The organism is Acidovorax sp. SRB_24, from assembly GCF_012931925.1.
On the sequence record NZ_MWOM01000016.1, the window covers coordinates 55,125 to 76,232 of the forward strand.

Genomic DNA, 21,108 nt, shown 5'->3' on the forward strand with positions numbered 1-21,108 from the left:
GCCAAGCGCGCGCACCGAAGGCAAAAACCATAGCTGCCCGCGCTGGCTGGCATTGCGCTGCGGCCTGTTTTGGCTTGAAACCGTGCTGCCCTGCCTCCGACCCCGGGCGGCGGCGCTGCGGGCGCTCAGCCGATGCGAACCGGCACGAAGATCTTGTTGCCGTCGCGCAGCACCAGCAGCGCCACCGTCTTGCCGGCCTTGGCCACGGCCGCACGCACCTGGTCCACGCTGCGTGCCGGCGTTCCGTTGATGGCCAGCAGCACATCGCCGCCCTGCACGCCCGCGTTGGCGGCGGGGCCGCTCGCGTCTTCGATCAGCAGTCCGGAGTCGACGCCGGCCTCGCGCTTTTCTTCGGTGGCCAGGGGCCGCAGGGCCAGGCCCAGCTTGCCCTGGTCCGCGGCCTGCGCGGTGCGCTCGGCCTTGGCCCCCTTGTCGCCGGCGTCACCCAGCGTGGCGGTGAGCTGCTTGCCCTGGCCCTGGCGCCAGATGTCCAGCTGCACCTTTTGCCCCGGCAGGGCCTGGCCGATCAGGGCCGGCAGATCGCCCGAGGCCACGATGGGCTTGCCGTCGAGCCGGCGGATCACGTCGCCCGGCTCCAGCCCGGCCTTGGCCGCAGGGCTGCCCGGTTCGACGCTGGCCACCAGCGCGCCCTCGGGCTTGTCGAGCTTGAACGAGTCGGCAAAGGCCTGGTTGACCTCCTGCACCGACACGCCCAGCTGCGCATGGCTGGCCTGGCCGGTCGCCAGGATCTGGTCCTTGACGCGGCTTGCGACCTCGATCGGTATCGCGAACGACACGCCCTGGTAGCCGCCGCTGCGGCTGTAGATCTGCGAGTTGATGCCCACGACCTCGCCGCGCGCGTTGAACAGCGGGCCACCCGAGTTGCCGGGGTTCACGGCCACGTCGGTCTGCAGGAAGGGCACGAAGCCGTCGTCGGGCAGCGAGCGGCCCTTGGCGCTGACGACGCCAGCCGTGACGCTGTTCTCGAAGCCGAAGGGCGAGCCGATCGCCAGCACCCATTCGCCCACGCGCAGGTCGCTTGTGCTGCCCAGCTTGACCACGGGCAGGTTCTTGGCATCGATCTTGAGCACGGCCACATCGGTCCGGGGGTCGGTGCCCAGCACCTTGGCCTGGAACTCGCGCCGGTCCGTGAGCTTGACGCTGACATTGGTGGCGCCGTCGACCACGTGGGCGTTGGTCAGGATCACGCCATCGGGGCTGAGGATAAAGCCCGAGCCTTCGCCGCGCGTGGGCACCGGGCGCTGGTTCGGCATGCTGCCGGGCATGCCGAAGCGGCGGAAGAATTCATAGAACGGGTCGTTCGGGTCCATGCCCGGCACGCCGCGCCGCTGGGCGCCGGCGCCCTCGCCGCCGTCGAGTGCGGTTTTGGTCATGCCGCTGACGCTGATGTTGACCACGGCCGGGCCATTGCGCGCGGTGATGTCCGAAAAGTCGGGCAGCGCCATCGGGGCCGGCGCCGCAGCGGCGGCCACGGGCGCAGCGGGCCCCGCAATGGCGTGCGCGTGCATGCCGCTGACCAGGCCCGCGCCCGAAGCGCCCACCACGCCGGCGGCGACCAGGGCCAGCACCAGGCGGCGGGGAGAAGAAAGCAGGGAGTTCATGGTGTGTGCCTTTCCAAAACAGGAGCAATGGAAGGCAGTCTGAACCGGCAGACTTAGGCGAGGCTTAGACCGTTTGCCAGGCTGTGCTGGCATCCAATGTGATAGCAGCCAGCGCTTGCCCAGACAGCGCCCGGGGCCAAAAAGACCCCGAATCACAGCGGGGGCAGCAGCTCCAGCACGCGCTCGGGCGGGCGGCACAGCAGCGCGCCGCGCGGCGCCACGACGATGGGGCGGTTGAGCAGCTCGGGGTACTGCACCACGGCGTCGAGCAGCTGTGCCTCGGTGCAGGCGGCATCGCCCAGGCCCAGCGCCGCGTAGGCCGCCTCCTTGCTGCGCAGCAGCTCGCGCAGCGGCACGCCAGTGGCCGCCACCAGGGCCTGCAGGGCGGCGCGGTCCAGCGGGGTCTTCAGGTAGTCGACGATGCGCGGCACGAGGCCGCGCTCCTGCAGCAGGGCCAGCGCGGCGCGCGAGTTGCTGCAGCGCGGGTTGTGGTAGATCGTGATCTGGTCGTCCATGGACGGGCTCCCCTCAACAGGTCAAAAAATCCAATGCCGGCTCAGGCCACGAGCGAACGCGCCTCGTCCACGGCGGCCTCCTGCGCGCTGCCCGCGTCCACCGCTGCGGCGGCGCCGGCGCGTGCAGGCGGGGGCGCGGCGCGCAGCGTGCGGCTGAGCAGCAGCACCGGCAGCAGGCCCACGGCCACCAGCGCGAGCGAGGGCAGCGCGGCCTCGCCCAGGCGCTCGTCGCGCGCGAGCTGGTAGGCGACCACGGCCAGGGTGTCGCTGTTGAACGGGCGCAGCACCATCGTGGCGGGCAGCTCCTTCATCACGTCGACGAACACCAGCAGCGCGGCGGCGGCGGTGGAGCGCTTGAGCAGCGGCCAGTGCACCTGCGCCATCAGGCGCGCGCTGCCGGCGCCCAGCATGCGGGCCGAATCGTCGAGGCTGGCGGGAATGCGCGCATAGCCGCTTTGCACCGACTGCAGCGCCACGGCGCAAAAGCGCACCAGGTAGGCCCAGACGATGCCCACCGCCGTGGTGGTGACGAGCGCGCCCACGCCCCACTGCGGCGCGGCCTGCTGCAGCCAGCCCACGGGCAGCAGCAGCCCGACGACGATCACCGCGCCGGGCACGGCATAACCGAGGCTCGCCAGTTGCACCACGCCGCGCGTGGGCAGGTCGGGGCGGCGGCGCACCGCAAAGGCCAGCGCCAGCGCCACGGCCACGGCCAGGCCGGCGGTGATGCCGCCCAGGCGCACGCTGTTCCAGGCCCATTCGACGAAACGGTCCCAGGGCAGCACCGACCAGTCGGACGCCAGCGGCCGCAGCATGAAGGCCACCGGCGCGAAGAAGCCCATGAGCACGGGCAGCGCGCACACGCCCCAGGCCAGGGCCCGCGCCGCGCCGCGCAGGGCCACGGGCTGGGCCTCGGTGGCGCCGGCGTGGCCCGCGCCCTTGGCGGTGAAGCGCATGCGCCGCTCGGCGCGGTGCTCCAGCCACAGCAGCAGCACCACCAGCGCCAGCAGCATGGTGGACAGCTGGGCGGCGGCGGTGCGGTTGTCCAGCGACAGCCAGGCCTTGAGGATGCCGGCGGTGAAGGTCTGGATGCCGAAGTAGCTGGTGACGCCGAAGTCGGCCAGGGTTTCCATCAGCGCCAGCGCCACGCCGGCGGCGACGGCCGGGCGCGCCAGCGGCAGCGCAATGGTGGCGATGCGGCGGGACAGCGGCGCGCCCAGCAGGCGCGCGGCCTCCATCAGGTGCGCCGCGCGCTCGCCCAGCGCCGAGCGCGCCAGCAGGTACACATAGGGGTAGAGCGCAAAGGTGAACACCCAGATCGCGCCCCAGAGGCTGCGCACCTCGGGCAGCAGGCGCCCCTCGAGCCCGAAGGCCTCGCGCAGGCCGACCTGCAGCGGGCCGCTGAACTGCAGAAAGTCGGTGTAGGCATAGGCCGTGACGTAGGCCGGCATGGCCAGCGGCAGCAGCAGCAGCCACTCGAACACGCGCCGCCCCGGGAACTCGAACAGCGTCACCGCCGCCGCCGTCGCCGTGCCCACCACGGCCGCCCCCACGGCCACCCACAGGCCCAGCCACAGCGTGGTCCACAGGTAGCCGGGCAGCACGGTGGTGGCCATCTCGCGCAGGATGGCGCCGCTGTCGGCCTCGGCCAGGCCCCAGGGCAGCCAGGACGCCAGCAGCGCGAGGATGGGCAAGGCCAGCAGGCCCGCCAGCAGCATCATGGGAAGGGCGCGCGCGGGTGCAGTGGAGCGGGGCAAGGGATGGACTCGGTGGGAAATCGGACTGGCGCAGACGCTGGCGCAGCGCACGGTGGGGGACGCCCCGCTGCTCAGCAATGCAAATGCGAATTCTAAGCATTCGCCCCGCCCTACAATGGCAAGCATGTTTTTGGCGGTCAACCAACTCGACGTGCGCTATGCCGGACAGGCGCAACCGGCCGTGCGCGGCGTCACGCTGGGCCTGCGCGCCGGCGATATCGGCGTGCTGATCGGCCCCTCGGGCTGCGGCAAGACCACGCTGCTGCGTGCCGTGGCCGGGCTCGAGCCCGTGAGCGCCGGCACCATCCACTTGGGCCAGCAGCTGGTGGGCAGCCCGCGGCACAGCCTGGCGCCCGAGGAGCGGCGCATCGGCATGGTGTTCCAGGACTACGCGCTGTTCCCGCACCTGAGCGTGGGCCGCAACGTCGCCTTCGGCATTCACACCCTGCCGCGCGCCGAGCAGGCCGCGCGCGTGGCCGAGGTGCTGCAGCTCGTCGGCCTCGAGGGCAGCGAGGGGCGCTTTGCGCACGAACTCTCGGGCGGCCAGCAGCAGCGCGTGGCGCTGGCGCGGGCCCTGGCGCCGCGCCCGCAACTGATGCTGCTCGACGAGCCCTTCTCCAACCTCGACGTGGACCTGCGCGAGCGCCTGGCGCACGAGGTGCGCGGCATCCTGAAAGAGGCCGGTGCCACGGCGCTGTTCGTCACGCACGACCAGCTCGAAGCGTTTGCCATCGGCGACGTGATCGGCGTCATGCACCACGGCATGCTGCACCAGTGGGACGATGCCTACACGCTCTACCACCGCCCGGACACGCGCTTCGTCGCCGACTTCATCGGCCACGGCGTGTTCGCGCCGGCCACGCTCGAGCAGCAGGACAGCGGCGTGGTCGTGCACACGCCCCTGGGCGACCTGGCCAACCTGACCGAATGCCCCCTGCCCTCGCTCTACCCCGGCGGCGAATGCGACCTGCTGCTGCGCGCCGACGACATCGTGCACGACGACGACGCGCCAGTGAAAGCGCAGATCCTGCGCAAGGCGTTTCGCGGCTCCGAATTCCTCTACACCCTGCGCCTGGCCAGCGGCCAGACCATGCTGGCCCATGTGCCCAGCCACCACGACCACGAGCTGGGCGAGTGGATCGGCATCCGTGCGCAGATGGACCACGTGGTGACCTTCGCGCGCGAGATCTGAGCCTCAAGCCGCAGCAAAGCGCACCGTGGCCCGCAGGCCATGGATCTCGTGCGGGTTGCTCGAAAGTTCCACGCTGGCGCCATAGGCGCGCGCGATCTGCTGCACGATGGCCAGCCCCAGCCCGGTGCCCTCGGTGTCGTGCGAAGCGCGGTAGAAGCTGTCGAATACGCGCTCGCGCGCCTCGGGCGCAATGCCCGGGCCGTTGTCCTCCACCCACAGCTCGACGACCGCACCGTCGTGCGCGTCCCAACGGCGCACCCCCACGGTGACGCGGCCGCCCTCCTGCGTATAACGCAGCGCGTTGTCCAGCAGGTTGGCCGCAAGCGCATCGAGCAGGGCCGTCTGTGCCATCACCAGGGCGTGCGCCGGCGCGGCCGCCAGGTCCAGTCCCAGGTCGATGCGCCGGCGATCGGCCAGCGCGGCCAATTGCTCCACGGCGCGCAGCGCCACGGCGGCGAGATCGACCGGTTCGAGCTGGGTGTGGGCATCGCTGTGCTCGGCCTGGGCCAGCAGCAGCAGCTTGTTGGTCACATCGATCAGCCGGCGGTTGCTGGTCTGCATGGCCAGCCACAGCTCATCCATGTCCGCGCGCCGGGTGTCCCATTCCTGCCGGTGCTGGCGCATGTAGCGCGCGTACTCGATCTGCGAGGCCTGCAGCGCCAGCGGCGTGCGCAGCTGGTGGGCGGCGTCGGCAATGAAGCGCCGCTGTGCCTCGGAATGCGCCTTGAGCTGCTGCACGAAGTGGTTGAGGGTGTCGGCGATCGGGCGCAGCTCGGTGTGCAGGCTGCCTGCGTCCACCACGAGGTCCAGGTGCAGCGGGTCGCGCTGCGCCAGCTGTCGGCCAAGCCGCACGAGCGAGCGCAGCTCCAGCGTCAGGGCCAGGGTGGCGAGCGCAATGGCCAGCAGCAGCGCCACCAGCAAGTACTCCATCGTGGGCCACCACAGCCGGCGCAGCATGTGGTCGCGGCTGGCAGTGGTCTTGCCCACGGCAATGGTGATCTCGCGCGCACCTGCCACGTCGAACATCGAGCGCGTCGTGATGACCGCGCGCAAAGGCAGGCCCTCCAGGCGCGTGTCGTACCACTGCGCATGGTCCACGCCTTCGGGCCGGCGCTGCGCGGGCAGCGGGAAATCCGGCGAGCCCGCCAGCAGCTCGCCCGCGGCGCTGGTCACGCTCAGAAAGACGCGGTCGCGGTCGGGCGATACGAACAGGCTCAGGGCCGAGGGCGGCACACTGGCCTGCACGTTGTCGTCTTCCCAGATCAGCCGGTCGGCCAACACCTTGGCGGAAGACAAAAGGTCGTGGTCTTGCACATAGTCGGCCACCGCCGCCGCGTTGCGCCAGCTCAGATAGCCGCACAGCGCCACGAACACCGACAGCGGCAGCAGCAGCCACAGCGCCAGGCGCAGGCGCAGGCTGGCCCGAACGTGCGGCCCGAACAGCTCAGCCATCATCGCGGGTGCGCAGCAGGTAGCCCACGCCGCGCAGAGTGATGATGGTGGCCTCGCTGGCCTCGAGCTTCTTGCGCAGGCGGTGGATGTAGAGCTCGAGCGCATCGGCGCTGGGTTCGTCGTCCAGGCCAAAGATGCTGTCGATCAGCACCTGCTTGGGGACGGTGCTGCCGGCCTGCAGCACCAGCGTCTCGAGCACGCTGCGTTCGCGCGGCGGCAGCGCCAGCTCGACGCCCGCCAGCGCGAACTGCCGCGTACGCAGGTCGTAGTGCAGATCGCCGCAGGCGATGTCGTTGGTCTTGCCCGGCATTTGCCGGCGCACCAGCGCCTTGATGCGCGCCACCAGCTCGCTCGCTTCAAAGGGCTTGACCAGGTAGTCGTCGGCGCCGATCTCCAGGCACAGCACCTTCTGGTCGAGCGAGGCACTGGCCGTCAGGATGATCACCGGCACGGCATCGCCGCGTTCGCGCAGCCGCCGCAGCACGGCCTTGCCCGAAAGCTGCGGAAGGTTCAGGTCGAGCAGCACCACGTCGTAGCGCGCCCGCAGCAGCAACAGGTCGGCGGCGTCGCCCTCGGCTACATGGTCGACCACGAAGGCCTGCTCGCGCAGCAGGCTGGCCAGCCAGTGGGCGAGCTGCAGGTTGTCTTCAATGAGCAGGAGCTTCATGGCATGGGCGGGGCGGCGACCGATTCTAGGAGCCGGTGCCATCCAGCGTCTTGGAATCAGGGTTAACCCCAGCAAATGCCGCAGTGCAGCGAAAGCTGGCCGAAGGGTACGGCTTTCTAGACTGGATTCGTCCTGCGGCCGCTGCGCGCAGGTTGTCTCTCGCACCCCAGGAGTCACCATGACCACCTCACGCCGTACCCTGCTGGCCGCCGCCCTCTGCACCGCCCTTGCCGCGGCCACGCCGTGGGCGCAGGCGGCCGATGCGCCCCTCATCATCATGGTGGGTGGCATCAACAAGATCATCTACCTGCCGGCCAAGCTGACCGAGGCGCTGGGCTATTTCAAGGACGAGGGACTGGCGGTGGAGCTGCAATCGCAGCCGGCTGGCGTCGACGCCGAGAACCAGCTGATCGCCGGCGCCGTGCAGGGCGTGGTGGGCTTTTACGACCACACCATCGACCTGCAGAGCAAGGGCAAGGAGATCGAGGCCATCGCCGTGTTCTGCAAGGTGCCGGGCGAGGTCGAGATGGTGTCGACCAAGGCGGCCCCCACGTTCAAGTCAATGGCCGATGCCAAGGGCAAGACGCTCGGGGTGACCGGCCTGGGCTCGTCGACCGAATTTCTGACGCGCTACCTGGCCGCGCGCCAGGGTGTGGCCTCGAAGGACTATTCGCTGCTGCCAGTGGGCGCCGGCAACACCTTCATCGCCGCCATCAAGCAAGACCGCATCCAGGGCGGCATGACGACCGAGCCGACGGTGTCGCAGCTGCTCAAGAGCGGCGACGCCAAGGTGCTGGTGGACCTGCGCACCGAGCAGGGCACGAACGCGGCGATTGGCGGGCTGTACCCGGCCGCCAGCCTCTACGTGCAAAACGCATGGGCCGCGTCCCACCCGGAGCAGGCCGGCAAGCTGGCCCGCGCCTTCGCTCGCACCATGGCCTACATCCACAGCCACACGGCCGAGCAGATCACCGAGCTGGTGCCGCGCGACTATTACGGCAGCGACAAGGAGCTGTATGTGCAGGCGCTGAAAGCCTCGTTGCCCATGTTCACCTCCGACGCGAAGATGCCCGTCGGCGGCCCCGAAACCGTGCTCAAGGTACTGGCCACCTACAAGCCACAGGTCAAGGGCAAGAACATCGACCTGTCCAAGACCTACACCAACGCCTACCTGACAGCCCGGCAGCCATGAAAAACGATCTGCCCGCAGACACGGCGGCCGCCAGCGTGGCCGCGGCATCGGCCATCGACTTCCACGATGTGTCGCTGCGCTTCATCTCGCAGGACGGCAATGCCACGGTGGCGCTGCGCAACTTCAGCATGTCGGTGGCACGCGGCGAGTTCGTGGCCATCGTCGGCCCGACGGGCTGCGGCAAGTCGACCACGCTGAACATGGTCACCGGCCTGCTGCGCCCCACCGTGGGCGAGGTGCGGGTGATGGGCCAGCCGGTCACCGGCATCGACCCGCGCATTGGCTTTGTGTTCCAGGCCGACGCCGTATTCCCGTGGCGCAGCGTCGAAAACAACGTCGCCGCCGGCCCGCAGTTTCGGGGCAAATCCCACAAAGAAACCATGGCGCTCACACAGCAGTGGCTGCAGCGCGTGGGCCTGTCCAAGTTTGCCCAGCACTACCCGCACCAGCTCTCGGGCGGCATGCGCAAGCGCGTGGCGCTGGCGCAGACCTTCATCAACCAGCCCGAGATCTTGCTGATGGACGAACCCTTCTCGGCGCTCGACATGCAGACCCGCACGCTGATGCAGGACGAGCTGCTCAAGCTGTGGTCGGGCACCGGTGGCTCGGTGGTGTTCGTCACGCACGACATCGACGAGGCGATCGCGCTGGCCGACCGCGTGTTCGTGCTGTCGGCGCGCCCGGGCCGGCTCAAGCGCGTCTACGACATCCACCTGCCGCGCCCGCGTGCCATGTCCGAGGTGCGCTACGACCCGCGGTTCATCGCGCTGTCCCGGCAGATCTGGGACGATTTGCGCGAAGAGGTCGTGATCCAGTAAAGCCCGCCACCGGAGCCTTCCATGACCGATCTTGCCCTGCCCACCTCCCTGAGCGACGAAGCGCTGGCGCGCGAGTCCGCCGCGGCGCAAGCCGGCATGCGCCGCTACCGCCACATGATCATCGGCCTGCGCGTGCTGGTGCTGGTGCTGGTGCTCGGCGGCTGGGAACTGGCTGCCGCCCGCAAGTGGATAGACCCGTTCTTCTACTCCCAGCCCTCGCTGATCTGGGCGCAGATCGTCGAATGGACGCGCGACGGCACCTCGCAAGGCCCGCTGTGGGTGCAGGTGGCGGTGACGCTGGAGGAAACCGTGATCGGCTTCCTGATCGGCGGCATCGGCGGCATCGTTTGCGGCATCCTGCTGGGCCGCAACAAGCTGCTGTCGGACGTGTTCAGCCTCTACATCCAGATCGCCAACTCGATCCCGCGCGTGGTGCTGGGCTCGGTGTTCGTGATCGCGCTCGGGCTGGGCATGGCGTCCAAAGTGGCGCTGGCCGTGGTGATGGTGTTCTTCGTCGTCTTCGGCAACGCCTTCCAGGGCGTGCGCGAGGCCGACAAATACCTGATCGCGAACGCGCGCATCCTCGGCGCCTCGCCGCGCCAGGTCACAACGTCGGTGGTGATTCCATCGGCCATGTCGTGGATTCTGGCCAGCCTGCACGTGAGCTTCGGCTTTGCCCTGGTGGGCGCGGTGGTCGGCGAATTCCTGGGGGCCAAGCAAGGCATCGGCCTGCTGATCGCCACCGCGCAAGGCGCCTTCAATGCCAGCGGCGTGTTTGCCGCCATGATCGTGCTGGCGGTGGTGGCGCTGGCGGCAGACTACCTGCTCAGCCAGATCGAAAAACGCTTGCTGAAATGGCGGCCGGCGGCGTTTTGAGCCTCCGTGCCCACGGCTCTGAGCCCGCACTCACCGGATTCAGCCTTGGCGCAGTCCGTCCACCATGCGCTGCAGGTGTGCGCTCCACGCGCGCCGGTCCCGCCCCTGCGCGTGCTGCGGCGTACCGTAGTGCACGACCGCCATGAGGGGCGGCGCACATGCGGTGCGCCAGATCGAGCCCAACAGCGTCTCGTCGCCCGCATAGCTGGGCGCATGGCTGACGGCGCCCGAGGCACGGTCGACGAAGCGCAGGCCCACCGGCAGCACGGGCGCGTCGGCCGACACCGCGGCCTGCAGCAGGTTGGCATGGAAGGGCAGCAGGCTGCGGCCGTCGCCCGTCGTGCCCTCGGGGAACACGGCCAGCACCTCGCGGGCGCGCAGCGCGTCGGCCATCTGGTGCACCACGCGCATTGCGTCGCGCCGCGTGCCGCGTTCGAGGTAGAGCGTGCCCGCGGCCGTGGCCAACGCGCCGATCAGCGGCCAGCCCTGGACGTCGGATTTCGAGACAAAGCGGCAGTGGCGCGCCGCGTGCATGACCGTGATGTCGAGCCAGGAGAGGTGGTTGGCCACCAGCAGCACGGGGCCGGCGAGCGGCGGCTGGCCGCGCACCTGCAGCGCAATGCCCAGGTGGCCCAGCAGCGCCATCGACCAGGCTTGCACATGCACGCCCTGCTGGTCGGGCGACAGCCGTGGAAAGCGCAGCGCCACGGTCCACAGCCCGATGCCGATGTGGCCGAGCACGCGCAGCAGGCGCCAGCAGGCGCACAGCTGCCTCATGCGCGGCCCCGGGCGCCGAGTGCGCCGCGGCGCTCAGCCGCGCTCAAACGCCACCCGGCCCGCCACCAGCGTATGGCGCACGCGGCCGGGCAGCTCGTAGCCGGTGAACGGCGTGTGCTTGCCCTGGCTGCGCAGCGCCGCGTCCTGCACCGTCCAGGCCGCGCGCGGGTCGACGATGCAGACGTCGCCCACGCCGCCTTCGACCAGCCGGCCGACGCTGGCCTGCAGCGTGCCCAAAGCGCTGCCCAGCACCTGCGCCGGCGCGCTCGTCACCACGGCCAGCGCGCGCGCCAGCGGCACGCCGCTGTCCTGCGACCACTTGAGCGCCAACGAGAGCAGCAGCTCGAGCCCGGTCGCGCCGGGCTCGGCCTCGGCAAACGGCAGGGTCTTGGCGTCTTCGTCGACCGGCGTGTGGTCGGACACCAGCGCGTCCACGGTGCCGTCGAGCAGCGCCGCGCGCAGCGCGTCGCGGTCGCGCTGCTGGCGCAGCGGCGGCGACAGGCGTGCGCGGCTGTCGAAGAAGCCGATGTCGTTCTCGGTCAGGTGCAGCGTGTTGATGCTGATGTCGCACGTCACCTGCAGGCCGTCGGCCTTGGCGCGGCGCACCAGCTCGACGCCGGCGGCGCTGCTGAGGCGGCACAGGTGCACGCGCGCGCCGGTGGTCTTGAGCAGCTCGAAAATGGTGTGCAGCGCAATCGTTTCGGCCGCGACGGGCACGCCCGATAGGCCCAGGCGCGTGGCCAGCGCGCCGCTCGCGGCCACGCCACGGCCCAGGTGCAGCTCCTGCGGGCGCAGCCACACGGTGTAGCCAAAGGTGGCGGCGTACTGCAGCGCGCGCTGCAGCACCTGGGTGCTCGAGAGCGGCACCTCGGCCTGGCCAAAGCCGACGCAGCCCGACTCGGTCAGCTCGGCCATCTCGGTCAGCACCTCGCCGGCCAGACCGCGCGTGAGCGCGCCAAGCGGGAACAGGCGCGCCTGGTGCAGCTTCTCGGCACGGAACTTGAGCATCTCGACCAGGCCGGGCTCGTCGAGCACCGGGTCGGTGTCGGGCGGGCAGACCAAGCTGGTCACGCCGCCGGCCACGGCCGCCGCCATCTCGGACTCGAGCATGCCCTCGTGCTCATGGCCGGGCTCGCGCAGGCGCGCGGCCAGGTCGACCAAGCCGGGCAGCACGAGGCAGCCCGTGGCGTCGATGGTGCGGAAAGGCGCAAAGTCCGGGGCCACGCGGCCGATGGCGACGATGCGGCCCGCTGCCAGTGCGATGTCGCAGGTCTGGTCGAAGCCGCTGGCCGGGTCGATCACACGGCCGTTCTGGATCAGTATCTTCATGGTTTGGTGCCAAATGGGCCTCTAGCGCTTATGCAGCAAGCGCAAGCAGCTATGAAAAACAGAGTAAATCCATCGCTTGCAGCCATGCCAGACGCGGCCTGCGCCGCAGCAGACGCCAGGCCAGCGCCACCGTGGAACCGGCTTTGCCGGGCCACCGGTGGCGTCCCCCCTGGGGGAAGGCGCAAAGCGACGCAGGGGGGGTCATGCCTCATTTCCGGCGACGATCGACATCACGGCCATGCGCACCGCGATGCCGAAGGTGACCTGCGGCAGGATCACGCTCTGCGGGCCGTCGACCACGGCGGAGTCGATCTCGACGCCGCGGTTGATCGGGCCGGGGTGCATGACGATGGCGTCGGGCTTGGCCAGCTGCAGGCGCTCGGGCGTGAGGCCGAAGCTCTTGAAATACTCCTGGCTCGACGGCAGCAGCGCGCCGCTCATGCGCTCGTTCTGCAGGCGCAGCGTGATGACGACGTCGGCGTCGCGGATGCCTTCCTCGAGCGTGTGGCAGACGCGCACGCCCATTTGCGCCATGTCGGACGGCACCAGCGTGCGCGGGCCGACCACGCGCACTTCGGCGCAGCCCAGCGTCGTCAGGCCGTGGATGTCCGAGCGCGCCACGCGCGAGTGCAGCACGTCGCCGACGATGGCCACCGTGAGGTTGCTGAAGTCCTTCTTGTAGTGGCGGATGGTGTACATGTCCAGCAGCCCTTGCGTGGGGTGGGCATGGCGACCGTCGCCCGCGTTGATCACGTGCACATGCGGCGCCACATGCTGGGCGATCAGGTACGGCGCGCCCGACTCGCTGTGGCGCACCACGAACAGGTCGGCCGCCATCGCCGAGAGGTTGGCGATGGTATCGAGCAGCGACTCGCCCTTGCTCGCCGAACTGCGCGCGATGTCGAGGTTGAGCACGTCGGCCGACAGCCGCTTGGCCGCGATCTCGAACGTGGTGCGCGTGCGCGTGCTGTTCTCGAAGAACAGGTTGAAAACGCTCTTGCCGCGCAGGAGCGGCACCTTCTTGACCTCGCGGTCGTTGACGCTGACGAAGTTGGCGGCGGTGTCGAGGATGTGCGTGACGATGTCGCGCGGCAGGCCCTCGATGGACAGCAGGTGGATCAGCTCGCCGTGGCGGTTGAGTTGGGGGTTGCGCTGGTGCAGCACGGCTCAGGCCTCTTGGACTTGGAAATGGAAGGCGCCGGCGTCGGTGCGCGCCAGCGCCAGCGACTGGCTCGCGGGGAGGGCCACGCGCGCCGCGGCGAAATCGGCCTGCACGGGCAGCTCGCGCCCGCCGCGGTCCACCAGCACGGCCAGGCGCACGCGCGCCGGGCGGCCGTAGTCGTAGAGCTCGTTGAGCACGGCGCGCACCGTGCGGCCGGTGTAGAGCACATCGTCGAGCACCAGAATGTCGGCGCCGTTCACGTCGAACGGCAGGCTGGTCTGGGCGCTGGCGGCCAGGCCGCGCTGGGCAAAGTCGTCGCGGTGCATGGCCGAGGACAGCACGCCGGCCGCGCCGTCGAGGCCCAGGTCTTTTTGCAGGCGCTCGGCCAGCCAGGCGCCGCCCGAGGCGATGCCGGCTAGGCGCGTCTCGGCCGCGCGCAGGCTGCGCACGCCGCGCAGCAGTTCGCCATACAGGGCCTCGGCGTCCAGCACCAAGCTGCCGCTGCGGGGAGGACTGGCAGGAGGTTGTGCGGTCATGAAAGATTCCTCAAAAACTGTTCCAGAATGATGCAGGCCGAGGCCGCGTCGGCGTCGCGTGCGCCGCCCGCCAGGGCTTCGGTGGTGCTGTAGCGCTCGTCGACCTCGAACACCTGCAGGCCGAAGCGCCCGCGCAGCTGGCGGCCGAATTTGAGCGCACGCGCCGTGTTCTCGTGGGCCGCGCCATCGGGGTGAAAGGGCACGCCGATGACGAGCGCGTCGGGCTGCCACTCGGCGATGCGTTCGGCCACCTGGGCAAAGCGCGCATCGCCCTCGGCGCGGATCGTGGCCTGCGGGCTGGCCGTGCCCAGCAGGCGGTTGCCCACCGCCACGCCGGTGCGCTTGAGGCCGAAATCGAAGGCGAGAAAGGTCTGGTATTGCCCTGGGACCGCCGCGGGCGCCGCCGCGGCGCTCATGCGTGCCCCGCGCCGGGCGACAGGCGCCAGGCCTGCAGGCCGAGCAGGCTCAGGGCGCTGTCGTAGCGCTGGGCCACCGGGGTGTCAAAAATCACGGCCAGGTCGGCCGCCACGGTCAGCCAGCTGTTTTCGGCCAGCTCCGATTCGAGTTGGCCCTCGCCCCACGCGGCGTAACCCAGCGTGACCAGCACGCGGCGCGGACCGGCGCCCGTGGACAGGGCTTCGAGCACGTCCTTGGACGTGGTCATGTCCAGCCCGCCCGGGATGTGCATCGTGGAGGCATAGGCGGATTCCTCGTCCGTCTGGGCCTCGCCGCGCATCGGGTCGTGCAGCACGAAGCCGCGCTCGGTCTGCACCGGGCCGCCGAGGAACACCGGCGCCTCCAACAGGTCGCTGCGCCCCAGAGTCAGGTCGACCTTGTCGAACAGGTTTTTGAGGTTGATGTCGGTGGGCTTGTTGATGATCAGGCCCAGCGCGCCGCGGTCGCTGTGCTCGCACAGGTACACGACGCTGCGCGCGAAGGAGGAATCCTCCAGGCCCGGCATGGCGATCAGGAAGTGGTGCGTCAGGTTCATGGACGCGCTATTGGCTGGCATGGGCCAATTTTAGCGGCGAACCCGCCGCCCCTTCGGCGAGCGCCGGCGCCCGGACCCGGCACGCACCCAGGGGCGTGCCGGGCCCGGATCAGGCCTCTGCCTGGGCGGTCGCCAGTCGGGCGTAGTGCTGCACGAGGCTCAGCAGCTCCTCGTCCGAATACGGCTTGCCCAGGTAGTGGTTGACGCCCAGCTCCAGGGCATGCTCGCGGTGCTTCTGGGCAATGCGCGAGGTGATCATGATGATGGGCAGGTCGCGTGTCGCCTCGTCCGCACGGATGTTGCGCGCCAGGTCGAAGCCGTCCATGCGCGGCATTTCGATGTCCGAGAGCACCACGGCGGGGCGCTCTGCCTGCAGGCGCTCGAGGGCCTGCAGGCCATCGGCCGCCAGCGCCACGCGGTAGCCTTCGCGCTGCAGCAGGCGCTGGGTGACGCGCCGCACGGTGATGGAGTCGTCCACCACCAGCACCAGAGGCACCTGGCCTGCGGCAGGCAGCGCGGGCAACACAGGCGGTTTGTCGGCCGGCATGTCGGTGACTGCAAGCTCTGCCCTTTCGGGGGCCACGCTGCCCGCGGCGCGCACCTGCTCGCCATAGACGGTGGAGAGCGCCACCGGGTTGTAGATCAGGACCACGGCCCCGGACGCCAGCACCGACATGCCTGCCAGGCCCGGCAAACGCGACAGCTGGGGCCCCAGGTTCTTCACCACCACTTCCTGGTTGCCCAGCACTTCGTCGACGTGCAGGGCCATGCGCTGCGAGGCACTGCGAAACACCACCACCGGACGGGTCTTGCCCCCTGGTTCGCTGCTGCGCTGCGAGGCCTGAAGCAACGCGCCGGCCCAGTAGAACGGCAAGCGTTCGCCGGCCACCTCGAAAAAGCCCGTGCGGTAGGCCGCGTCGAGCTCGGGCCCCGCCACGCGGCGCACGATTTCCACGACGTTGGCCGGCACGCCCACCGTCAGGTGGTCGGCGCGCAGCATCACGACCTGGGTCACTGCGGTGGTCAGGGGCAGCACCATGCGGAACGCGGCACCCTGCCCTTTTTGCGTGCGGGTCTCGATGCGGCCGCCCAAGGCGTTGATTTCCGAACGCACCACGTCCATGCCAATGCCGCGGCCCGAAAGCCCGGTCACCTCGGCGGCCGTGGTGAAGCCGGGCATGAAGATCAGGCTGGCCGCCTCCGCGTCGCCCACGGCATCGCCCGGCACGATCAGCCCCTGTGCGAGCGCCTTCGCGCGGATACGCTCCAGGTCCAGTCCTGCGCCGTCGTCGCGGAATTCCACGGACACGTCGTTGCCCTCGTGGCGCAAATCGACTGTGATGGTCCCGACCGCGCTCTTGCCGGCCGCCAGCCGCTGTTCGGGCGACTCCAGGCCATGGGCGACACAGTTGCGCAGCAGGTGTTCGAAGGCGGGCGTCATGCGGTCGAGCACGCCGCGGTCCATTTCAATCGAACCGCCCGTGATGTCCAGCTTCACTTGCTTGCCCGCTTCCTTGGACGACTGGCGCACCACGGCATACAGGCGCTCCGAGATGCCCTCGAACTCGACCATGCGCGTGCGCAAAAGATCGCGCTGCAGCTCGCGCGCCTGGCGGCCCTGCGCAACCAGCTCGTCCTCCGTCCCTTCGAGGGCGCGCTGGAGGTTGCGCTGCACCGTGGCCACGTCGTTCACCGACTCGGCCATCATGCGCGTGAGCTCTTGCACGCGCGTGAAACGGTCGAACTCCAGGGGGTCGAAACCGGCAGCGGAATCCTTGGACAGGGCCAGCCGGGACTGCATCTGCGATTCGGACTGCACTTCGATATCGCGCAGTTGCTGGCGCAGGCGGTCGAGGTTGCCCGACAGGTCCGCCATGGAACCCTTGAGCTGGCCCAGGCGCGCTTCCAGCCGCGAGCGCGAGATCATGACCTCACCCGCCTGGTTGACCAGGCGGTCGAGCAGCTGCGCGCGCACGCGCACCGACTGGTGGGCTGCGGCGCGCGAGGGCGCCAGCGCCAGCGGCCCTTGAGGGCGTGCCAGTACCCGGGCTGCCTCGGGCGCTGGCGACGGCTCACCCGCTGCCGCTGTCGGTGCGATCGCTGCCTCGGCGTCGGCAGACGCCTGGGCGCTGATCGCGCGCAGTGCGTCAAAGCTGGCCTGCAGGCCGTCGAAGCTGCCCAGCAGGGGCTCGATCTGCTCGGCGCGCACGGTGTCCGCGCCGAGCTGCTCAATGGCCGATTCGAGGCGGTGCGACATTTCGCCCAAGCGCATGGCCCCGGCCAAGCGCGAGCTGCCCTTGAGGGTGTGCAGGGCGCGCAGCACTTCGCTGCGTGCACCCTGGTGGTCGGGCCGGGCCGTCCACTGGCGCAAGGCCATGCCCAGATGGGGCAGCAGTTCGGTCGCTTCTTCCTCGAAAATGGGGAACAGGTCGGGGTCGATGAGGTCGACCGCATCAATGTCGTCGTCAATGTCGGTGCCCAAAGACACCGCACGGGCAAGCGCTTGATCGCCTTGCTGCCCCGGCTCGGCGCTCGGCGCAGGGGGAACGATCGACAGGGGCGGAGCGACATGGCCGGTCTGCACGACGGGCGCCGGGGCCTGGGCCTCTGCAGGCACGATTTGGCCATCGTCCCGCCCGTCCACCCAGGCAGTGAGATCCGCTTCCGATGCGCTCGAGCTGTCGTCCAGGGGCGGCGACAGCGTATGCGCCACCTCGGTGGCGAGAATCTGGCGCAAATCATGCAGGACCTGTGCCTGGGTTTCCTTGAGGAAGCCGGCCGCAAACTGGTGCAGCAGGCGGCGGATCTCGTCGGCCGCTGCCGTGAACACCGCCGCATGCTCAGGCAGGCCCTGGGGCTGCAGTTGCACATGGGCCAACGCATGCTCAAGCAGCCGCGCGGTATCCGACAGCGCCGTGAAACCGACGGTGGCCGAGCTGCCGGCCATCGAATGCGCCAACGCCACGGCCACATCGGGCAAGGGTCGGTCCAGTTCCAGCGACCACTCTTGCAGCGCTGTCACCAAGCGGCGCGACCATTCGTCGGCCTCGTTCAGGTAGACGTTGTACAGCGGTATGCCGATGCGCAGCGAACCAATGACCTTCACTGCCTCATCGCTGGCTTCTTGCACCAGGCGCTCGGCACCGTCGCCCACGACATGCAGGAACGGGCGCTGCGCTGCGTGTGCGACGGAGCTGTCGTTGGCGGCCAGGCCGTCAGGCGAAGGCTCCAACCCGAATTCCACATCCGACAGGGAGTCGAAGCCTTGCGGCGGCGCCTCGGGAGACGCGAGCGCTTCCAGCTCTGCTGGTTCGTCGGTCTGCGCGGTGGTCGGTGCGGCAGCGTGCTCGTCGTCTGCCCACGGCACCGTGTTCGGGGGGAAATCGACATCAGACACTGGGGGCTGCGCCGTGTCCTCCAAGGCTGCGGAGAACGTGGCAAAGTCGATCTCCTCCGCCTCGGCAGGCCGCATGGGCAGTTCAGATGCCGTCTCGGCCTCTTCCACGGACACGGGAAGCGGCGGGAACTCCAGCGCCGGCACCATCTCGTCATCGGCGGGTCCGTCGAACGCGTCCATGCCGGCAACGTCTTCGGGTTCAGTCTGGGAGAAATCCATGGCGCGGGAGGGCGCTTCGGCAAAAGGCGGTGCGGCAGTTTCGGCAGCGCCAGCACTCCACTCTGGCACCTCTAGCGCAAATGCCACAAGCCCATCGCCCACCTCGTCGCCGGGCAACACCAGGGGCAACTCCGCGCCCTCCAGCCGCAGACCATCGGCCGCATGGCCGAACGGCGCCGCCTGCCAGGCACCGGCATCGCCGGCCGCGATGTCATCGGCCCACCGGCTGAAGCCGTGCAGTGCACGCGCTGCCAGGTCTAGCAGAGGCGGCTGCATGGGCTTTTGCTCGGCCAGCCAGGCGTTGAGCAACTGCTCGAGCGACCACGCTGCTTCGCCGAACTCCTGCAGCCCGACCATGCGCGAGCTGCCCTTGAGCGTGTGGAAGGCGCGGCGCAAACTCGTCTGCTCGGAGAGTTGAGCGGGCTCTTGCCGCAGGGCCTCGATGGCGGCAAAACCGGTTGCCACCACCTCGCGCACCTCTTCCAGGAAGACCTCCTGCAGATCGTCCTCCGTGTCTGGCACGGTGTTGGACACTGCAGCCGCGCCGAGCACCGGGGCGGAGTCAACGCCCTGGCCGTGCTGTGGGTCCTCCTGCGCAAGCACTGCGAGCGGTTCGTGCTCGGCCAGCGCACCCGCGTCCATGCCGGACTCCGTCGGGGCATCGGACGGCAAGATCCAGTCAAAGTCCACGGCTTCCGGGGTAACCGGCGGGGCCGGCACCGATGTCGCAACCTCTGGCAAGGGGACAGGCACGCGCTCTGGCAACGGCTGCGGTGCAATGCCGCTGCCCTCGGTCGCATGCAAACGGGTGCGGCCCATGAGGGCGCGCAATTCGCCCAGCTCTTCGTCATAGACGAACAGCTTGCGCGCCAGCGCGCGCTGGTAGCTGAGCATGTCGATCAGAAAGCCCAGGGCGCCCAGGCTGTTGCCCAGTTTTTCAAACGTCTGGCTGCGCTGTGCCTCCTCGCTGGGCTCGTTGATGAGCAGACGCTCCACGGTGTCGCGCATGCGCACCACCGCCAGCGAGGCCTGGTCCAGCCCCAGCACCGAGAGCACGCCGCGCATCTGGGCCATATGGCCCGGAACGACCGTCAAAGGGGCGGCATCCTGCGGATTGCGGAAGAACTGGTCCATCGCCCTTTCGGCCTCGCCCAGCGTCGCACGCAGCTCATCGACCACACTGCCCATGGTCTGGTGGTCGCTGACACGGCGGTACAGCTCTTCCATCCACAGTTCCAGCGGCTCGGGCTCGGCACCGCCGCATACGCTGTCCAGGCGCTCCGCCAGCCGCTGCGCCCGGTCCGCCATCTGTTCGTCGGACGTATCGAGGTCTTCCAGCACGGCCTGCAGGTACAGCACCGCGGTGGCCACCTCCATGGCCAACGCCGCCGGCGGCGGTTCGCCAGACTGCGCGCTCAGGCCCACCGCCTGGGTCAAAGCCTGCGCCAGGCTTTTGCTGTTGCGATCGAGCTTGCGCAGCGAGTCGCACACCAGGCTGAATTGATCGACCGCCGGCTTGAGCTTGTTGCGATCGCCGCCGGCCAAGGCGGACCAGGTCTCGGCGGCCGCAGCGATACGCTTGCGGGCCTGTGCCAACACGGCCGGATCGAACCGGCCGAAACGCCGGGCTTCGTAGTCCACCGGCGCAAATCGATCCAGCGCAAAAGCCGCGCGCACGGCGCCGAGTGCCGGCGCCTGGTCTGGCGCTGTGGGGCGCGCCTGGGCGCAGAAAAACAGCAGGTCCTGCACCAACCGATCAGAGATGTCCGGGTCGCCCTTGGCCAGCGTGGCGTACTGCATCAGGATGCGCGATGCCACGCGCTTGACGTATACATCGGGCGCCAAGAGGCCCAGACTGAAGGCCTCGAAAAAACCGGCGCCGATCTTCCAGAAGGCGCGCGCCTGCGGGTCGTTCTGCCCCGCGACAAAGCCCTGGCATGCATCGCGCAGGTCGCGTGCCGCATCGAAATCGCCTTCTTTCACCATGCGCAGAACCGCCTGGTCCAGGCGCGCGCGAGCCTGCACCCCGTACGCCACGGGAGCGGCCGAGGCATCGCTCTGCGGCTCACGGAAACGGCGCTCGGCAGGCCACAGGTCGGCCGGGTGCACGCGGTCCGCGCCGGCCAGCGCCTGCACATCGCGGTACTGGGGAAACAGGGTCACCGCGGAGACGAATTTGCCGGCCAGCACGCTTTCGAGGTACTCGCTGAGCGCGAAACTGGCGCGTTCAAGGGCCCCTGCGGCGTCGTCGGTGCACATTTCGGGGCGTTGCACAAAGCGCTGCACCGCTGTTTCCATGGCCCGCAGCACCAAGGCCGGAGACGCCATGCCTACCATTTCGAGCGCCCCGCAGGCCTGGTGCAGCTGCTGGCGCGCGATGCGCAGGGCAGACGCATCCAGCGCGGCGAGGTCCGAGCCCCGTGCCAGTTCGGCATCGTGCACGAAACGGCGCAGGGCCTTGACGGCACCGTCAAGCGATTTGCGCAATTCGTCCAGGACCCACGCGAGCGGCCCGAGGTCCTGCTCGTCCTGGGCCCCCTCGGTCAGGGCGGCGTTTACAGCATCAATGGAGGACATGGATTCATTCCCGACGGCACAGAGCCCAT

General features: G+C 69.6%; 16 protein-coding genes. 4 read left to right on the forward strand and 12 right to left on the reverse strand.

What is annotated here, in order from left to right; genetic code table 11:
- Positions 1-125: 125 nt before the first annotated feature.
- From B2J89_RS08070 to B2J89_RS08080, 3 genes are all read right to left on the reverse strand, one after another.
- On the reverse strand, positions 126-1,622 hold the full coding sequence (locus tag B2J89_RS08070) for a DegQ family serine endoprotease (protein WP_169168631.1): 1,497 nt from the start codon (positions 1,620-1,622) through the stop codon (positions 126-128).
- 152 nt (positions 1,623-1,774) lie between these two features.
- Positions 1,775-2,137, reverse strand: coding sequence for an arsenate reductase (glutaredoxin) (gene arsC / locus B2J89_RS08075; RefSeq protein ID WP_169168632.1), 363 nt, complete (start codon positions 2,135-2,137; stop codon positions 1,775-1,777).
- A 41-nt stretch (positions 2,138-2,178) separates the two neighbouring features.
- On the reverse strand, positions 2,179-3,858 hold the full coding sequence (locus tag B2J89_RS08080; protein WP_169168661.1) for an iron ABC transporter permease: 1,680 nt from the start codon (positions 3,856-3,858) through the stop codon (positions 2,179-2,181).
- A gap of 160 nt (positions 3,859-4,018) precedes the next feature.
- Here B2J89_RS08080 and B2J89_RS08085 point away from each other — a divergent pair, with 160 nt between their 5' ends.
- On the forward strand, positions 4,019-5,086 hold the full coding sequence (locus tag B2J89_RS08085) for an ABC transporter ATP-binding protein (protein WP_169168633.1): 1,068 nt from the start codon (positions 4,019-4,021) through the stop codon (positions 5,084-5,086).
- A 3-nt stretch (positions 5,087-5,089) separates the two neighbouring features.
- Here B2J89_RS08085 and B2J89_RS08090 read toward each other — a convergent pair whose 3' ends face one another.
- Positions 5,090-6,538 (reverse strand): sensor histidine kinase, encoded by a 1,449-nt coding sequence (locus B2J89_RS08090; protein WP_169168634.1) that lies wholly within the window; start codon positions 6,536-6,538, stop codon positions 5,090-5,092.
- Positions 6,531-7,205, reverse strand: coding sequence for a response regulator transcription factor (locus B2J89_RS08095; RefSeq protein WP_169168635.1), 675 nt, complete (start codon positions 7,203-7,205; stop codon positions 6,531-6,533). Before B2J89_RS08095 ends, B2J89_RS08090 begins: the two co-directional genes overlap by 8 nt.
- 178 nt (positions 7,206-7,383) lie before the next feature.
- Between B2J89_RS08095 and B2J89_RS08100 the strand changes: the two genes are divergently transcribed.
- From B2J89_RS08100 to B2J89_RS08110, 3 genes are read left to right on the forward strand one after another with little or no spacing between them, the layout of a single operon-like run.
- Entirely contained in the window at positions 7,384-8,397 is a 1,014-nt protein-coding gene (locus B2J89_RS08100) for an ABC transporter substrate-binding protein (RefSeq protein WP_169168636.1), read from the forward strand.
- Positions 8,394-9,215, forward strand: a complete 822-nt coding sequence (locus tag B2J89_RS08105; protein ID WP_169168637.1) for an ABC transporter ATP-binding protein — start codon at positions 8,394-8,396, stop codon at positions 9,213-9,215. Before B2J89_RS08100 ends, B2J89_RS08105 begins: the two co-directional genes overlap by 4 nt.
- Positions 9,216-9,236: 21 nt before the next feature.
- The gene (locus B2J89_RS08110; RefSeq protein WP_169168638.1) at positions 9,237-10,091 is read left to right on the forward strand and encodes an ABC transporter permease; all 855 of its coding nucleotides are present in this window, start codon (positions 9,237-9,239) and stop codon (positions 10,089-10,091) included.
- Positions 10,092-10,130: 39 nt separating this feature from the next.
- On the opposite strand, the gene B2J89_RS08115 is transcribed toward B2J89_RS08110, so the two are convergent.
- The 7 genes from B2J89_RS08115 to B2J89_RS08145 form a co-directional block, all read right to left on the reverse strand.
- The gene (locus B2J89_RS08115; protein WP_169168639.1) at positions 10,131-10,868 is read right to left on the reverse strand and encodes a 1-acyl-sn-glycerol-3-phosphate acyltransferase; all 738 of its coding nucleotides are present in this window, start codon (positions 10,866-10,868) and stop codon (positions 10,131-10,133) included.
- A 33-nt stretch (positions 10,869-10,901) separates the two neighbouring features.
- Positions 10,902-12,197 carry a dihydroorotase gene (locus tag B2J89_RS08120; protein ID WP_169168640.1) on the reverse strand — a complete coding sequence of 432 codons (1,296 nt, stop codon included), beginning with the start codon at positions 12,195-12,197 and terminating at the stop codon, positions 10,902-10,904.
- A gap of 201 nt (positions 12,198-12,398) precedes the next feature.
- Positions 12,399-13,361: an aspartate carbamoyltransferase catalytic subunit gene (locus B2J89_RS08125; RefSeq protein ID WP_169168641.1), complete on the reverse strand. Its 963-nt coding sequence runs from the start codon at positions 13,359-13,361 to the stop codon at positions 12,399-12,401.
- A gap of 3 nt (positions 13,362-13,364) precedes the next feature.
- Positions 13,365-13,895: a bifunctional pyr operon transcriptional regulator/uracil phosphoribosyltransferase PyrR gene (gene pyrR / locus B2J89_RS08130; RefSeq protein ID WP_169168642.1), complete on the reverse strand. Its 531-nt coding sequence runs from the start codon at positions 13,893-13,895 to the stop codon at positions 13,365-13,367.
- On the reverse strand, positions 13,892-14,311 hold the full coding sequence (gene ruvX / locus B2J89_RS08135; RefSeq protein ID WP_169168643.1) for a Holliday junction resolvase RuvX: 420 nt from the start codon (positions 14,309-14,311) through the stop codon (positions 13,892-13,894). The genes pyrR and ruvX overlap by 4 nt, the downstream gene beginning before the upstream one ends.
- Positions 14,308-14,907, reverse strand: a complete 600-nt coding sequence (locus B2J89_RS08140) for a YqgE/AlgH family protein (protein WP_169168644.1) — start codon at positions 14,905-14,907, stop codon at positions 14,308-14,310. The genes ruvX and B2J89_RS08140 overlap by 4 nt, the downstream gene beginning before the upstream one ends.
- An 88-nt stretch (positions 14,908-14,995) precedes the next feature.
- Positions 14,996-21,079 carry an Hpt domain-containing protein gene (locus B2J89_RS08145; RefSeq protein ID WP_169168645.1) on the reverse strand — a complete coding sequence of 2,028 codons (6,084 nt, stop codon included), beginning with the start codon at positions 21,077-21,079 and terminating at the stop codon, positions 14,996-14,998.
- Positions 21,080-21,108: the final 29 nt, after the last annotated feature.

Excerpts from the sequence above, each read along its gene's own strand:
- B2J89_RS08140 (WP_169168644.1), bottom strand. The coding sequence starts at position 14,907 with ATGCCAGCCAATAGCGCGTCCATGAACCTGACGCACCACTTCCTGATC.
- B2J89_RS08120 (WP_169168640.1), bottom strand. The coding sequence starts at position 12,197 with ATGAAGATACTGATCCAGAACGGCCGTGTGATCGACCCGGCCAGCGGC.
- B2J89_RS08080 (WP_169168661.1), bottom strand. The coding sequence starts at position 3,858 with ATGATGCTGCTGGCGGGCCTGCTGGCCTTGCCCATCCTCGCGCTGCTG.
- B2J89_RS08090 (WP_169168634.1), bottom strand. The coding sequence starts at position 6,538 with ATGGCTGAGCTGTTCGGGCCGCACGTTCGGGCCAGCCTGCGCCTGCGC.
- pyrR (WP_169168642.1), bottom strand. The coding sequence starts at position 13,895 with ATGACCGCACAACCTCCTGCCAGTCCTCCCCGCAGCGGCAGCTTGGTG.
- arsC (WP_169168632.1), bottom strand. The coding sequence starts at position 2,137 with ATGGACGACCAGATCACGATCTACCACAACCCGCGCTGCAGCAACTCG.
- B2J89_RS08100 (WP_169168636.1), top strand. The coding sequence starts at position 7,384 with ATGACCACCTCACGCCGTACCCTGCTGGCCGCCGCCCTCTGCACCGCC.
- ruvX (WP_169168643.1), bottom strand. The coding sequence starts at position 14,311 with ATGAGCGCCGCGGCGGCGCCCGCGGCGGTCCCAGGGCAATACCAGACC.
- B2J89_RS08145 (WP_169168645.1), bottom strand. The coding sequence starts at position 21,079 with ATGTCCTCCATTGATGCTGTAAACGCCGCCCTGACCGAGGGGGCCCAG.
- B2J89_RS08085 (WP_169168633.1), top strand. The coding sequence starts at position 4,019 with ATGTTTTTGGCGGTCAACCAACTCGACGTGCGCTATGCCGGACAGGCG.
- B2J89_RS08110 (WP_169168638.1), top strand. The coding sequence starts at position 9,237 with ATGACCGATCTTGCCCTGCCCACCTCCCTGAGCGACGAAGCGCTGGCG.
- B2J89_RS08115 (WP_169168639.1), bottom strand. The coding sequence starts at position 10,868 with ATGAGGCAGCTGTGCGCCTGCTGGCGCCTGCTGCGCGTGCTCGGCCAC.
- B2J89_RS08105 (WP_169168637.1), top strand. The coding sequence starts at position 8,394 with ATGAAAAACGATCTGCCCGCAGACACGGCGGCCGCCAGCGTGGCCGCG.
- B2J89_RS08095 (WP_169168635.1), bottom strand. The coding sequence starts at position 7,205 with ATGAAGCTCCTGCTCATTGAAGACAACCTGCAGCTCGCCCACTGGCTG.
- B2J89_RS08070 (WP_169168631.1), bottom strand. The coding sequence starts at position 1,622 with ATGAACTCCCTGCTTTCTTCTCCCCGCCGCCTGGTGCTGGCCCTGGTC.